The organism is Pontiella sulfatireligans (assembly GCF_900890705.1).
Lineage (GTDB): Bacteria > Verrucomicrobiota > Kiritimatiellia > Kiritimatiellales > Pontiellaceae > Pontiella > Pontiella sulfatireligans.
In genome coordinates this window covers 3,090,352-3,104,030 of record NZ_CAAHFH010000001.1, presented here as the reverse complement: position 1 = coordinate 3,104,030, position 13,679 = coordinate 3,090,352, and the positions used below count along the sequence as shown (strand labels likewise).

The following is a 13,679-nucleotide window of genomic DNA, read 5'->3' as shown; positions in this document are numbered from 1 at the left end:
AGTCCGGCTATGTCTTTGTACGAATCAGATACGATTGCTGCAATTGCGACGCCGCCCGGCGAGGGCGGGGTGGGCATTGTGCGCATTTCCGGCTCGAAGGCTTGGCAGATTGCTGACCAGCTTTTCCTTGCCTTGGACAAAACGCCGGTTTCAGCGCGGGGACACGGCACCTTTGCCTACGGCAAGGTGGTGGAGGCTGACGGGTCGGAGATCGACACCGGGCTGGCGCTGGTTATGCGCGCACCGAAAAGCTATACCCGCGAAGATGTGCTCGAAATTCAGGGGCACGGCGGGGCGGTTGGCATGCGCCGCATTTTGCGCCGGGCGCTCGAGGCCGGCGCCCGCATGGCCGAGCCGGGCGAGTTTACTAAGCGCGCTTTTCTCAACGGCCGTATCGACTTGGTGCAGGCCGAGGGCATTTTCGATTTGATCCGCGCACGCTCCGACCGCGCTGCTTCTGTCGCCATGGAGCAGATGGAAGGCAAGCTGAGCCAGCAGTTTGACGGCATTTATGATGCGTTTTTGGAAGTGGCCGCCAATCTGGAAACCACGCTGGACTTTGTGGAGGACGAACTGCCCGACGATGTCTTTTCTGGAATCGCCGGTCTGCTTGACCGGACGTTCCTCTCCTTGGATGAACTGCTCGAGACGTGGGACGAAGGGCGCCTCCTGCGCGAAGGCGTGCGGGTGGTGATTCTCGGACGTCCGAACGTTGGGAAGTCGACGTTGCTGAATGCGCTGCTGGGTTTTGATCGGGCGATTGTTTCGAGCACAGCGGGAACGACGCGCGACACCATCGAAGAAGGTTTTGTGCTCGACGGCATTCCGTTGCGGATCACCGATACCGCCGGACTGCGCGAAACCGAGTGTGAAATCGAGGCCGAAGGCATACGGCGTGCTGAGGCGCACGGAGCTGAGGCGCACTTGTCGGTTTATCTTGTCGATGCCTCGCAACCGTTGCACGAAGAGGATCGGGTGCGGCTTGAAAAGCTGGATCCCGATAAAAGCGTGGTGTTGCTAAACAAGGTTGATCAGGGTCGGCAGCTTGAGGGCGTTGAAGGCGTTGAGGCTTGTTTGGTGAGCGGTGCCGGGGTTGAGGAGCTAAAACGCGCGATGGCGGATACGTTGGAAAAGGGGGCGGATTTGCACGCACCGCCGCATGCAGTGATTTCCGAACGGCACCGCCATCTGCTGATTCTGGCGCACCGCGAGGCGCGGCAGGCTCGTGCTTTTTTGAACGAAAACGTGGAGGAAAATGCGGTGCTCGCCTCGGAACACTTGCGTTCTGCTCTCGAGTTTCTCGGCCAGGTTACCGGCCGCGCCTATCACGAAGAGTTGCTGGATAGCATTTTCTCGCGCTTCTGCATCGGGAAATAAGGGTTGAATTAGGCCCATTTACAGGTAGATTTTCCACCCGTTGGAAAAATAAGGATTTTTATATGAGCAGGAATTACGCACCGATTGTTAAATGGGGCACCGACAAGAAGTATAAAAAGGTTGAGAATTTCCTCCTTCGCCCATCGGTTGAAGAGAAGGCGATGGAAGTTGCTACGCGGATATTGGCGCGGGTTAAGGAGAGCGGCGACAAAGCCGTGATTGACTGCGCGCGCCTTTACGACGGTTCCAATATTTCAACGCGCCGTATCCGGGTTTCGCCCGAGGAGATCGCCGAGGCCAATAAGCTGGTTGACAAAGCGTTCAAGAAAGCGGCCAAGGAAGCGCACAAGCGCATCACCGCTTTTTCCAAGAACGGTTTGCGCGACAATTGGAAGATGGCCACCCCCAAGGGCGGCATGCTGGGCGAAAAGTTTGTTCCGTTCGACCGTGTGGGCGCCTATATCCCCGGTGGCGCCGCGCCTCTGGCTTCGACTGCGCTGATGACGCTGACGCTGGCGAAGGTGGCGGGCGTTAAGGAATTGGTGGCTTGCTCGCCGGCCGGCAAGGACGGAAAGCTGAATCCCTACATTATTTATGCACTCGATTTGGCCGGTGCGACGGAAATCTACAAGATTGGCGGCGTGCACGCGATCGGCGCGATGGCCTACGGAACCAAGTCGATTGCCAAGGTTCGGAAAATTGTCGGCCCCGGCGGGCCGTACGTGACGGCGGCCAAGCGCCTGGTCTACGGCGACGTGGCGCTCGACATGGTGGCGGGCCCGAGCGAAATTGCGGTGCTTTGCGATACCTCGGCCAAGCCGGCGCATGTCGCCGCGGACTTGCTTTCGCAGGCCGAGCACGGAACCGGTTCCGAAAAGGCGATGCTGATTACCACAACCCTGAAGCAGGCCGAAGCGGTGCGCGCCGAGGTGCTGAAGCAGGCGAAGGAGCTGTCGCGTGCAGAGCCCGTTGCCCAAGTGTTGGGAAACGGAATGCTGCTAGTGGTGGTGAAAGATCTGGCCGACGGCATGAAGCTGAGCAACCTGTTTGCGCCGGAGCACATGGAGCTGATTGTTAAGAGCCCCGAAAAGTGGGCCGACAAGGTGGTCAACGCAGGAGCGTTGTTTATTGGCGAATGGACGCCTGAATCGGTGGGCGATTTTGCCGCCGGCCCGAGCCATGTGCTGCCGACCGGCGGCACCGCGGCCTATTTTTCCGGTCTGACGGTGGAAGACTTCCGTCGTCGTGTAAGCCTGATCCAATTCACGAAAGAAGATTTGCAGGACGTGCTTCCTGTGGTCGAGGCCTTCGGCCGCGTCGAAACCCTCGACGGCCACGCCCGTTCCGCCACCATTCGGTTTGAATGAACGCTTTTCATTCCTTTTAGTCTAAATCTTGAACGTGCACGCAAAATGTGCAATACAGGATGTGTGCAGGAGGTTTGTATGACAAAAAACATTACATTGCGGATGGATGAGAAGTTGCTTAAGGACGTTAAACATATTGCCGTTGAGGAAGATATGTCGGTTTCAGCTTGGATTATTCAAGCGGTTGAAGCGGCCACGAAGAAGGATGTTCGCTATGAGGAGGCCAAGGCTTTCATCATGAAGGCTATGGAGGAGGCGCCAGCCTACGGCGGCAAAAAGTTTACGAGGGATGAACTACATGAGCGTTGATGTTTTTATTGATACGAACATACTCGTGTATTCATTTGATCGAAATGATCCCGAAAAACATCAGCAGGCAAGGCTCAGACTGAACGATCTATGGGAAAACCAAGTGCCTGCTGCTCTCAGCATTCAAGTTCTTCAGGAGTTCTATGTGACCATGATCCGCAAGGGCGGCGACCCGGCATTCTATCGTGAAGTGGTTGAGCATTACATGTGTCGGGAGATTGTGGAAAACACATGTGAATTGATGCGACGAGCGATGGATGTTCACCAGAGATATGGATCTTCTTTTTATGATGCGAACATTATCGCGGCTGCGCAGGTTTCTGGGGCGAGGGAGCTTTGGACCGAGGATTTAAGCACAGGACAGGATTATGGCGGCGTGGTTGCCGTGAATCCGTTGATTTGATTTTTAAGGAAAAACTATGAGCGATTTGATTAGAAAGTCGGTGCAGGCGATGGCGGGCTATGTTCCCGGCGAGCAGCCAAAAGGTGAAGACATCGTTAAGCTAAACACTAACGAGAATCCCTATTTGCCGTCGGCGGATGTGCAGGATATTTTGTCGATGATCGACGTTGCGGTGCTTTCGCGCTATCCGGATCCGGTTTGCATCGAGTTGCGCAAGGCCATTGCCGAGCTGCATGGCTGCGAGGTGGAAAACGTGTTTGTGGGCAATGGTTCCGACGAGGTGCTGGCATTGTGCATCCGTGCGTTTGTGGAGCGTGATGGTTCGGTGGGCTTCTTTGATCCGTCATACTCGCTCTATTCGGTTCTGGCCGATATCGAGGACGTAGAAAAGAAGCCGGTTGTTTTGGGGCCTGCATTCCAGTGGCAGATGCCGGACGACTATGCGTCTTCGCTGTTTTTCCTGACCAATCCCAACGCGCCGACGAGCATGCAGTTTTCCAAGGCCAACGTCGGGGCTTTCGTGAAGGATTTTAAGGGAGTCGTGTTGGTGGACGAGGCCTATGCCGACTTTGCGGCCGAAAACTGCATGGACCTGGCGTTGCAGCACGACAATGTGCTGGTGGCGCGGACGCTCTCGAAAGCCTATTCGCTGGCCGGCATCCGGCTGGGCTATTGCGTCGGGAACGCGGACTTGATCGGGGCGATGTACAAGATTAAGGATTCCTACAACGTGAACTATCTGACGCAGGAGGTCGCCCGCGTGGCGATTCTGGACCAGGATACGATGAAGGCCAACGTGCAGGCGATTGTGGAAACCCGGAAAATAACGGCGGAAAAGCTTTCGGAGCTGGGGTTCGAGGTGGCTGAATCGCAGTCCAACTTCCTGTGGGTGAAGCCGCTGGACTTTTCGGCGAAAGGCTTGTTTGAGGAGTTGCGCAAGAAAAACATCGTTGTGCGATATTTCGGCAACGATGAGCTCACCAAGGACTATCTGCGCATCACCATCGGCACCGCGCCCGAAATGTTTAAGTTTCTCGATGTTGTCGAAGAACTGATGCGGGATGCATGATGTGAGATTCGGGATACTCAGGACGGAGACGGCGCATGAACTACAGGCATCTGGACATTTGGAAGCTTGCCTGCCAACTCACTGTGGAAATTCACAAAATGACAATGAACGATCTGCCCAGATTTGAGCTTTATGAAGAGGGTTCCCAGATCCGCCGTTCAGCAAAATCCATCAGAAGCAATATTGTGGAAGGATACGGCCGTAGGCGCTACAAACAGGACTTCATTCAGTTTTTCACCTATTCCCACTCCTTCTGCGATGAAACAATCGATCATCTCGAAATACTTTTCGAAACTGGCTCTCTCGCAGACCAGTCGTTATACACATCAATGCTGGAGCGGCTGAATGAATTAGGCAGAAAGCTCAACCGATTCATCCAAAGCGTGGAAAAACAACACAATAACTTCGAGGAATCATGATCGCGAATCCCGTATCTCGTATCCCCAAGGAGGCGAATAATGGCTGCAACATGCCCGAACAAGGCTGAAAATTTAAAGTTCTGCACGTGCACCTACGACTGCGATAAGCGGGGCGTTTGCTGCGAATGCGTGGCCTACCACCGGGCCAAGGGCCAGATTCCCGGCTGTTTCTTCTCTGTGGCAGGCGAGGCCACGTGGGACCGGTCTGTGGAGAATCTTTGCAAGGACTGTCGCGCCTAGTGCTTTCTTCCGGCTCGAACCCTTCCGACTGCTTGACTCCATTAGGGGTTTGGGCATACTGCACCGAATAAACAAGACGGACTGCACTGACTATGATTAAGGTTTCTGAGGTAACAAAGAAATATCCAGCCCGCTTGGCGGTCGATAATATTTCGTTCGAGGTCAACCGGGGCGAGATCGTCGGTTTTCTAGGGCCGAACGGAGCGGGGAAAACCACGACCATGCGTATGCTGGCCGGCTATTTCCCTATGAATTCCGGTTCGATTGAAGTGGCGGGCTTTGATGTAAGAAAAGATGCCCGCGAGGTGCGCAAGCGCATCGGCTATCTGCCGGAGAGCTGCCCGCTCTATCCCGAAATGCGGGTTGATGAATATTTGCGCTTCCGCGCTGAACTCAAAGGGGTGAAGTCTTCGGCGCGCAAAGCGAAGATTGCGGAAGTGAAAGAACAGTGCGGGCTGACCGATGTCGGCAAGCGTATCATTGGCCAGCTTTCCAAGGGATACCGCCAGCGCGTGGGCTTGGCCGACAGCCTGGTGCACGATCCCGACCTGCTGATTTTGGACGAACCGACCGTGGGGCTCGATCCGATCCAGATCCGGCAGGTGCGTGAACTGATCAAGCAACTGGCCGAGCGGCACACCATTCTGCTTTCCACCCACATTCTTCAAGAGGTCGAGGCGATCTGCGAACGCATCCTCATCATCAACGAGGGCAAAATCGTAGCGTCCGACACGGAAGAAAACCTGCACCGCAAGCTGCACGCCTGTGCGGTTATCGAAATGGAGGTTGCGGCTGAAAAGGCGCACGCCATTGGGAGGGTGAACGCGCTGCCGGGACTGGATGTGCGCAATTCCAACGCATTGCCCGACGGTTGGCTTAGGATGGAGATCGAGGCCGACTCGCCGGAGATGCGCGTTGATTTGTTTAATTTGGCTGTAACGGAAGGGTGGGTGCTGCGCGAGCTCAGCGAACAAGAGCATTCGTTGGAAGATACGTTCGTGCAGATTACCCGCAATTTGGGAGTAACGCCATGAATGTGTTTTTCAGCTTGTTCAAAAAGGAACTGCGAACCTGTTTTCTGTCGCCCATTGCCTATGTGGTAATGTTTTTCTTTTGGGCGCTCACCGGCGGCAACTTTGTTTGGCTTCTGAGCCAGCTTGCGCATGGCGAGTCGCTCACGGTGGCCGCGCAGCTGATGTTCAGCGGGCCGCTGCTGACGTTTGCGCTTCCGGTGGTGATCCCGCTGATCACGATGCGTCTTTTTGCCGAAGAGCGTAAGCTGGGCACGTTGGAGTCGCTGTTGACGACGTCGGTCCGGGTGCCAGAGCTGGTGTTGTCGAAGTTTGCCGGAGCGCTGGTGTTCTACATGGTGCTGTGGCTTCCTATTTTGGTGTATGCCTACATTCAAAGCCGGCTGTGCCCGGCTGAAGGCATTGCTTTTCCCGATGCCGGTGCTTTGCGCGCCGGCGGGTTGGGCGTGGTTTTGGTTGGTGGCCTCTACGTATCCGTAGGCTTGTTTATGTCGAGCCTGACGTCGAACCAGATCGTGGCGGCCATCAGCGGCTTTGCCCTGCTGTTTGGTTCTACGCTTGGGATGGCGATTATGGCGTATTCCTCGACGACCTCCTCGATCCGGATTGTGGGCCAGTATTTATCCTCCTTCGCCCATATGATGGATTTTTCCAGAGGCATTGTAGACAGCCGGACCATTGTGCTGTATTTGAGTTATACGGCCCTGTTCCTGTTCACCTCAGTTAAGGCCGTGGAGGCCCGCCGTCCGTAGACCGGACGGCCGGGAACGGCCCAGCAAGGACCCCCATCAAATGAAACGAATTTTTTCCAACCTGAACATTCTCGCTGCCGTGCTGCTGGCCTTCGTGCTCGTGCAGCTGGTCAACTTCATTGCTTTGACCAATCCGCTGCGCGGCAACTGGAGCGGGCATAGCTATTACGAACTTTCCGATAAAACCCTCCAGATGCTCGACGAGCTGGAATACGATGTCGATATAACTGTGTTTTTTCAGGAAGAGCACGCGCTCTACCACGACATTGAAAACCTGCTGGAAGAATACCAATATAACAACCGGAACATCCACGTGGAGTGGGTCGATCCGGCCCGCGACCGCGCCCGGACGGAAAAACTGGCCAACAAATACGGCCTGACCGAGGCGCAGGTGGTGGTGTTTGATATCGACGGGACGAGCAAAGTGGTGCGCCAGGCCGATATCGCTGACAGCCAGATCGTGAACGGCCGGAAGGAACCGGTGCTCACGGCGTTCAAGGGAGAGCAGGCCTTTTCAAGCGCCATCCTTTCGCTTATGCAAGGCGAGCCGCCTTTGGTGTATTTTTTAGTGGGCCATGGCGAAAAGCGCGTAACCGATTTTGACCAGCTGGCCGGATTTTCAAAGATTGGAACGCAAATTCTGCGCGACAACCTAGAAGTGAAAGAGCTGATGCTGAGCGCCGAAAACCGCGTTCCGGAAGACGCTTCGGCGCTGGTGATTGCCGGGCCGGCGCAGATGATGAGCTCGGTGGAGGTCGAACTTGTGGAAGAATACCTCAACCGCAGCGGCCGCGTGATGGTTATGCTCGATGCGCTGAAGGAAACCGGGCTGGAGCCGATGCTCCAGCGCTGGGGGGTCGGGCTTCGCAACGATATTGTGGTGGATCTCGAAAACACGCTGCGTGGCAGCGATGTGCACATCCGCCGCTACAATCCGCATCCCATCACCATGCGGATGCAGTCGATTGTCCAGTTCATTCTGCCTCGTTCGGTGCAGCCGCTGGCCCGGGAGATGGAGGGCGCCGTGGCGGAGGACCGTCCTTCCGTTGCGCCGCTGGCGATGACGTCGGATAAAAGCTGGTCGGAAACGCAGGTCGACGACTCCAATGCAAAGTTTGATGAAGAGACCGGCGACCTGCGCGGGCCCATAACGCTGGCGGTGGCCATCGAGCGCGGCGCCGCGCAGGAGCTTCTAGATGTGCAGATCAAGCCGTCGCGCGTGGTTGTGATCGGCGATTCGGACTTTGTGAGCAACGGCAGCATGGTGGGCGGCAACTTGGACTTTTTCATGAGTGCGTTGAATTGGCTTCTCGACCGCGAAGAGTTGATTGCCATTTCGCCGAAGCCGATCGAAGAGATTAAGCTTAGCCTCTCCCGTGGGCAGTTGAAGCAATTGTTCTGGATTAATGTTGTTGCCATTCCGCTGGTCGCGGTGGGCATGGGTTTAATTATTTGGTATCGAAGAAGGAAATAGGGTGCTGCAAGGATGAAAGGTCGTACTACATTGGTTTTACTGGCCAGCATCGTTGTGCTGGGCGCGTTCATTTGGATGCAGCAAACGTGGCGTTTGCGCACTCCGGCTAAAGAGCTTCAGCGGATTCGGATGTTCAACCTGGATGCCGGGACGCTGGTTTCGCTTCAGTTCAAACGCACCAATACGGTGGTGGAGTGCGTCAAGGAGGACGGCGTTTGGATGACGGGTGGAGCCGCCCTCGGCATGGGGCGGGCCGACCTCGCGCTGATTCACCGTTTGGTGGCCGGTCTCAATGCCATGGGCAAGGGCACCACCATCACCCCAGAGCATTTGGCTATGCGCGGTTTTGACGAGTCTGAATATGGTTTTGACCATCCTGCGTTGGAGATTGACGCCATCGACAACCAAGGTCGCCATGTCTGGCTGATTGGCCGGAAGATGCCGCTGGGCAAAATGGTTTATGCAAAGGAAAAGGGAAAAGAAGCCCTCTACACGATACCGGATGTGCTGTTTTCCATTGTGCCGGCCTCGGCCGGAGAGCTGCGCGACCGCACGTTGTTTGCGGGCGATGCCCCCAGCGTCCGGCGGGTTGAAATCCGTGGGGCCGGAGGCTTCATCCAAATGGTCAAGGAGCCACAGGTGGACTGGCAGGTCCAGCAGCCGGTGTCGGCGCCGGCCGAACCCAAAGAAGTGGATGCCTATCTGGCGCGCTTGTACCGTCTGCGCATCGAAGATTCCGAGGACTTTATAGCCGACAACGTTTCCGATTTTTCGGTGTACGGGCTGCAGGGCGAGAATCGCCAGATCTCTTTGGGCGGCGTGGATGGAAGCTCCCGAATGCTGGTGCTGGGCGATGAAATTCCGGATCGTCCGGGTTTTGTTTACGCTCGCCGGGCGGACGACACGTCTGTGTTTGCGCTTAAGTCTGCCGTGCTCGATCTGCTGAATGTTCCGGTTGACCGCTTCCGCGATGCCAGCGTGCTGGCCATTCCTGCCAAGGAGGTTGACCATGTTTCGCTGCGCTTTGGCGACGAGGTGCTGGAGCTGCGGATGGAGGACGGACGGTGGATGGTGGTGCGTCCGGTGGCCTGGCCGGCCGATGCCGACGCCGTGGCCGGGTTGATCAAGACTTGGGACGAGGCGGTCATTATAGACTACAATGCGGCCGGCGATGCCGCGGTCGCGTCTTGGACGTTCGAGTTTGGGTCGTCTAAGCTGGGCCTGACCAATCAGGTTCAGGTGCTGCCTAACTTCGGGAAAAGGGACGGGCTGCGCATCCTGCGCTTTGGCGAACCGGCCGTATATGAAATCAATCTGCGTTCAATCTCTGGAACCGCTTCAGATCCGCTGACGTATAAGAACCGTTCCATTTGGCAGCTGAACCGCGAGTTGATCCAGAAGGTTTCGGTCGGTTCGGAAACGCAGGGCATGCAGGCTATAGAGCGCCGGGAGGATGGCTTGTTTAATCCGGTCGGTACGAACGGAAATGTTTCGGTTGACACCGTGGCCGTCGAGAAGCTTTTAAGCCGCTTGTCGGCACTGAAGACCTCCGAATATGTAACCTACAATCCTCGATCGCTGGACATTTATGGCTTGGCCGATCCGCAGCTGGAGCTGCATGTTTGGTTGTCTGGCACCAATGAGCTTGGCCGCGTGTTGCTTATTGGCCGCGAAACCCCGAGGGGGTTCTACTCCATGGTGAAGGGGCGGGATGTGGTCTTCTATCTCGACAAGTCGCTTGTCGGCTCCCTGTCGAATGACTTGCTCTTGAAGGAAGAGGCTCTTTTGCCGGAAATGAAATAAATGAAACGCCCTCATCTAGGCCGTCGTTTGACCAAAGGAACCTATACGGGCGTTCGTGTCTTTATGCGTATTCTGGTGGCTGGCGTGCTGCTCCTGCTGGCGGCGTTTGTTGTGCTTAATACGGCCGGCGTGCCGGAACCCATCCTGCGCGAAGCATTGCGCAGGGTCAATGCGTCCGGCGTTCCGGTGGATGTGGAAAAGGTTACGCTTACCTTCAAAGGCTGGCGTGCTGACAACGTTCGCTATTTCAGCCATAACCCGGATGACCTCGCGCCGGTCTTTCAGGCCGAGCGCCTTTTTTTTTATGAACAGAAGGCCTTGTGGGATACGGGGAGCCACGGCTGGAAAGTTCATTTGCGTGCGGAGTCGATCAAAACTACACCGGCGCTGGAGTGGGGGGTTGAAATTCCTGCGGGCAGTCCGGCGCTGGCTTTCGCCGGGGTTGAGGCCAGTGTGGATTTTATGCCCGACCGCATACGGGTGACGGAAGGCCACGTGTCTTGGCTGGGCTCCCGTTTCACCGTGAACGGCTCCATTCTCCGAAAAGAAAAAGAGACGTCCGCAAAGGATAAGCTTGCGAAAAAAGAGGCTAAGCCCGCCGTGGAGCCGCGCAGCGTACGGTTGAGTTCCGCTCAGTTCCAACGGCTGGAAGACCGCCTCAAAAGCCTTTCGCTTCCGCAGGGGGCGGATGTCGAAATCGGCTTCATGCTGGATGCGGATTTTTTGCAGGCCAGTCATTTGAGCATTGTGGCCCGGGCGACAGCGCTTGAAATCCGGAAGGTCGGATTTTCCAACGCAGAGCTGGCTGTCCGTTTTGCGTATCCCGATTTGCGGGTGCAACGGGTGGCGTTGACTAAAAACCTTCAGACGTTTGAGCTGCAGGGCGACTACGACGTTGACTCGAACCTGGTGCAAGGCTCCCTCCAGAATACGATCACCTCCACCCAGCCGCTGCTTGCGCTCCCCGAAAAGTTCCATGAGCTTCTGGTCAAGCTGCAGCTGCACATCAGCAGCCTGCCCCGTGTCGAACTTGATTTCGGGCCTGCGGTGCCGAAGGAGCTTTTGGAACATGTCTCCGGAACGTTTTCCGTCAACGATTTCGGCTATGAGGATTTGCAGATTGAGTCGCTGAACGGGAAGCTGGCGACCTCTGAAAAGCGCGTTGATTTAACCGGCCTGACGGGACGGCTGCGCGGTCAGGAACATCGTTCTTATGAATTGAATAGCAGCCTGCACGGCGGCGGAGCGGCGGGCGAGGTGTTCTGGGATGCCGGAACGCATGAGTTTGGTGTGGATGCCGATATTGCTTTTGATCCCAACTTGCTCATGGGCTCGCTGAGCCGCGTGCGGATTGCCACCAACGTCATCGACCGCTTCAAGTTCAAGGACGCGTCCCCGAAGCTGCATTTGAAGCTGGGCGCGGACATAACGGATTGGAGCAGCTTTTTCATTGATGTTAGCGGAACGGCCAAGGACGCCGTCATTCAAGGGGTGGAATGCTCCTCCGCCAATGTTGCAACGTTCTACAAGCACGGCGTGCTGCGCATCGATCCGGGAACGTTGATGAGGAGCCACCGCTATCTAAAAGGCACGGCCTCGGTGGATTTCAAGAAGCGCATTGCCCGGTTCGATGTGGACACCACGATGAATCCTGCTTCGCTTGAAAACCTGATTGTGCACCGGACGGACCTTTTCAAACGCCATTTGCAGACCGGTGACGGTGCTGTGTCGATCCAGGCCCAGGGCGCCTATGACTGGGGAACCATGAAGGAAACCGACTTTACCGCTGCGATGGAGGCGGATAATGTTCGGTTTGTCTTTGCGCGAACAGATCGTTTCAAAGCGATGTTTTCGGGGAAAGGCCCTAAAATGATTGTGAGCGATATGGATTACGGCCTTTGCGGCGGAACGGGGCAGGGCTATTTTGTTCTGATCAATGACCCTTCCAACAACGCCATCCCCTATACCTTGGATTTGAATTTCACTGGAGTCGATTTCAAGGAATACATTCAATCATTCAATCCCGACAGCAAAGATGTCACGGTGGCGGGAAGCATGGCCGGTTCGTTGCATTTCGATGCCGATTTTTCAACCAACTTCTTTGCCTCCGCCCGAGGAAAGGGGGTTCTGAACATTACGGAAGGACAGCTGGCGGATCTTCCTTTGTTCAAGGGTTTTTCCTGGCTGGTGCGCAAGATGTTTCCGTCCTTTTCTGTTTTTTCAATTACCGATCTGCGTTCGAGCTTTCTCATTGAGGACGGGAATATATCATCTGACGATACGCATTTCGGCGGGGACATCATCAGCGCGGACGGCCGGGGGCTCTACAACCCGGAAACCGGGTTCGATGCCTATCTCCGGGTGCGGGTCCTGAGCGGAACAAAGGCGGGAACGATTATGAAAATCCTGACCTATCCGGTAACCAGGCTGCTTGAAGTCAAACTGGACGGCCCCTTTACCAAGCCTTCGTGGCGCTTGAAGGCCTTCCCAAAAACCATCTCGAAACTGTTTTCCCGGAGCAAGGAATAGAGCCGGCTGGTGCGGCGCAACAAACCGGCAAAGGAAAATTTAAACTATGAATCATGGTCTGCATCCAAGTTTTTGGGCCGCCCTGTCCGGTTGGTTTGTTGCTCAAACCATCAAGATGGTCTGCTGCCTCGTTGAAAGCAAACGGCTCGATTTCAGCTACATGGTGAGTACGGGGGGCATGCCGAGCGCGCACTCCGCCATGGCCTCGGCGCTGGCGACGTCCCTCGGCCTGTGCCAAGGCTTCGATTCGGCGATCTTTGCGCTGGGCGTTGCATTTGCCGTTGTCGTTATGTTCGACGCCCAAAGCGTGCGCAAGGCCGCCGGCGAGCAGGCCAAGCTGCTTAATCAAATTGTCGATGAACTGCTGCACACGCACCGGTTTTCGGAGACCAAGCTCAAGGAATTGCTCGGCCATACCCGCTTCGAGGTGTTCATGGGGATGCTCACCGGAATTGCCGCGGCCTTTGCTGCGTTCCGCTATATCCATCCTTAGTGCGCTTTCCTTCATCCGCCGTCTATGAGTTAATGTTCAAAGGCTGGCACACCTGATGCTTTTCTAGATGTTCTAATGAGTGCATGAGATGAATTATGATCAATGAACAGACTATAAAACCTGAAGCGCAGCACGCGCATTGTACTGGAGTGCATGAACTGATTGATTGGGAGATCGTGCAGCACCGCCGTGCGGTGGACATGCACCGGCTTGAGCTCTCGAAAAAACAGGGGCGCTGCATTAGCTGGGACGACGCGGAAGAGGACTATTCCCGCTACGACAGCGTTTCGCGCGGCGAACAGTGGCGTGTTGAATTTTGCGGGATGATCTGCAAGCACCGCAGCTCCTGCCTGCTGGCGCTTCATTTTCTACAGTCCAAGCATACCGTGGCCCTTCACAAAGCGGGGTAGTGC

Annotated in this window: 14 protein-coding genes; all 14 read left to right on the top strand. The window is 55.9% G+C overall.

Annotation, left to right across the window (positions count from 1 at the left end):
• Positions 1-9 precede the first annotated feature (9 nt).
• The 14 genes from mnmE (at position 10) to SCARR_RS10695 (ending at position 13,676) form a co-directional block, all read left to right on the top strand.
• On the top strand, positions 10-1,377 hold the full coding sequence (mnmE, locus tag SCARR_RS10760) for a tRNA uridine-5-carboxymethylaminomethyl(34) synthesis GTPase MnmE (RefSeq protein ID WP_136061585.1): 1,368 nt from the start codon (positions 10-12) through the stop codon (positions 1,375-1,377).
• Positions 1,378-1,439: 62 nt separating this feature from the next.
• Entirely contained in the window at positions 1,440-2,744 is a 1,305-nt protein-coding gene (gene hisD / locus SCARR_RS10755; protein WP_136061584.1) for a histidinol dehydrogenase, read from the top strand.
• 78 nt (positions 2,745-2,822) lie between these two features.
• Positions 2,823-3,053 carry a hypothetical protein gene (locus SCARR_RS10750; RefSeq protein ID WP_136061583.1) on the top strand — a complete coding sequence of 77 codons (231 nt, stop codon included), beginning with the start codon at positions 2,823-2,825 and terminating at the stop codon, positions 3,051-3,053.
• On the top strand, positions 3,043-3,456 hold the full coding sequence (locus SCARR_RS10745; RefSeq protein WP_168433232.1) for a PIN domain-containing protein: 414 nt from the start codon (positions 3,043-3,045) through the stop codon (positions 3,454-3,456). The genes SCARR_RS10750 and SCARR_RS10745 overlap by 11 nt, the downstream gene beginning before the upstream one ends.
• Positions 3,457-3,472: 16 nt before the next feature.
• Positions 3,473-4,525 carry a histidinol-phosphate transaminase gene (gene hisC, locus SCARR_RS10740; protein WP_136061581.1) on the top strand — a complete coding sequence of 351 codons (1,053 nt, stop codon included), beginning with the start codon at positions 3,473-3,475 and terminating at the stop codon, positions 4,523-4,525.
• Between the two features lie 35 nt (positions 4,526-4,560).
• Positions 4,561-4,944: a four helix bundle protein gene (locus tag SCARR_RS10735; protein WP_136061580.1), complete on the top strand. Its 384-nt coding sequence runs from the start codon at positions 4,561-4,563 to the stop codon at positions 4,942-4,944.
• Between the two features lie 39 nt (positions 4,945-4,983).
• The gene (locus SCARR_RS10730; protein WP_136061579.1) at positions 4,984-5,184 is read left to right on the top strand and encodes a DUF6485 family protein; all 201 of its coding nucleotides are present in this window, start codon (positions 4,984-4,986) and stop codon (positions 5,182-5,184) included.
• 92 nt (positions 5,185-5,276) lie between these two features.
• Positions 5,277-6,218: an ABC transporter ATP-binding protein gene (locus SCARR_RS10725; protein WP_136061578.1), complete on the top strand. Its 942-nt coding sequence runs from the start codon at positions 5,277-5,279 to the stop codon at positions 6,216-6,218.
• Positions 6,215-6,967, top strand: a complete 753-nt coding sequence (locus SCARR_RS10720; RefSeq protein ID WP_136061577.1) for an ABC transporter permease — start codon at positions 6,215-6,217, stop codon at positions 6,965-6,967. Before SCARR_RS10725 ends, SCARR_RS10720 begins: the two co-directional genes overlap by 4 nt.
• A gap of 40 nt (positions 6,968-7,007) precedes the next feature.
• A complete protein-coding gene (locus SCARR_RS10715; RefSeq protein WP_136061576.1) occupies positions 7,008-8,441 on the top strand; it encodes a GldG family protein in 1,434 nt (477 codons plus the stop codon).
• 12 nt (positions 8,442-8,453) lie between these two features.
• Positions 8,454-10,244, top strand: coding sequence for a DUF4340 domain-containing protein (locus SCARR_RS10710; protein WP_136061575.1), 1,791 nt, complete (start codon positions 8,454-8,456; stop codon positions 10,242-10,244).
• The gene (locus tag SCARR_RS10705) at positions 10,245-12,773 is read left to right on the top strand and encodes a hypothetical protein (RefSeq protein WP_136061574.1); all 2,529 of its coding nucleotides are present in this window, start codon (positions 10,245-10,247) and stop codon (positions 12,771-12,773) included. It abuts the gene before it with no gap.
• 46 nt (positions 12,774-12,819) lie between these two features.
• Positions 12,820-13,266, top strand: coding sequence for a divergent PAP2 family protein (locus tag SCARR_RS10700; protein ID WP_136061573.1), 447 nt, complete (start codon positions 12,820-12,822; stop codon positions 13,264-13,266).
• A 95-nt stretch (positions 13,267-13,361) separates the two neighbouring features.
• On the top strand, positions 13,362-13,676 hold the full coding sequence (locus SCARR_RS10695) for a hypothetical protein (protein ID WP_136061572.1): 315 nt from the start codon (positions 13,362-13,364) through the stop codon (positions 13,674-13,676).
• Positions 13,677-13,679 lie beyond the last annotated feature (3 nt).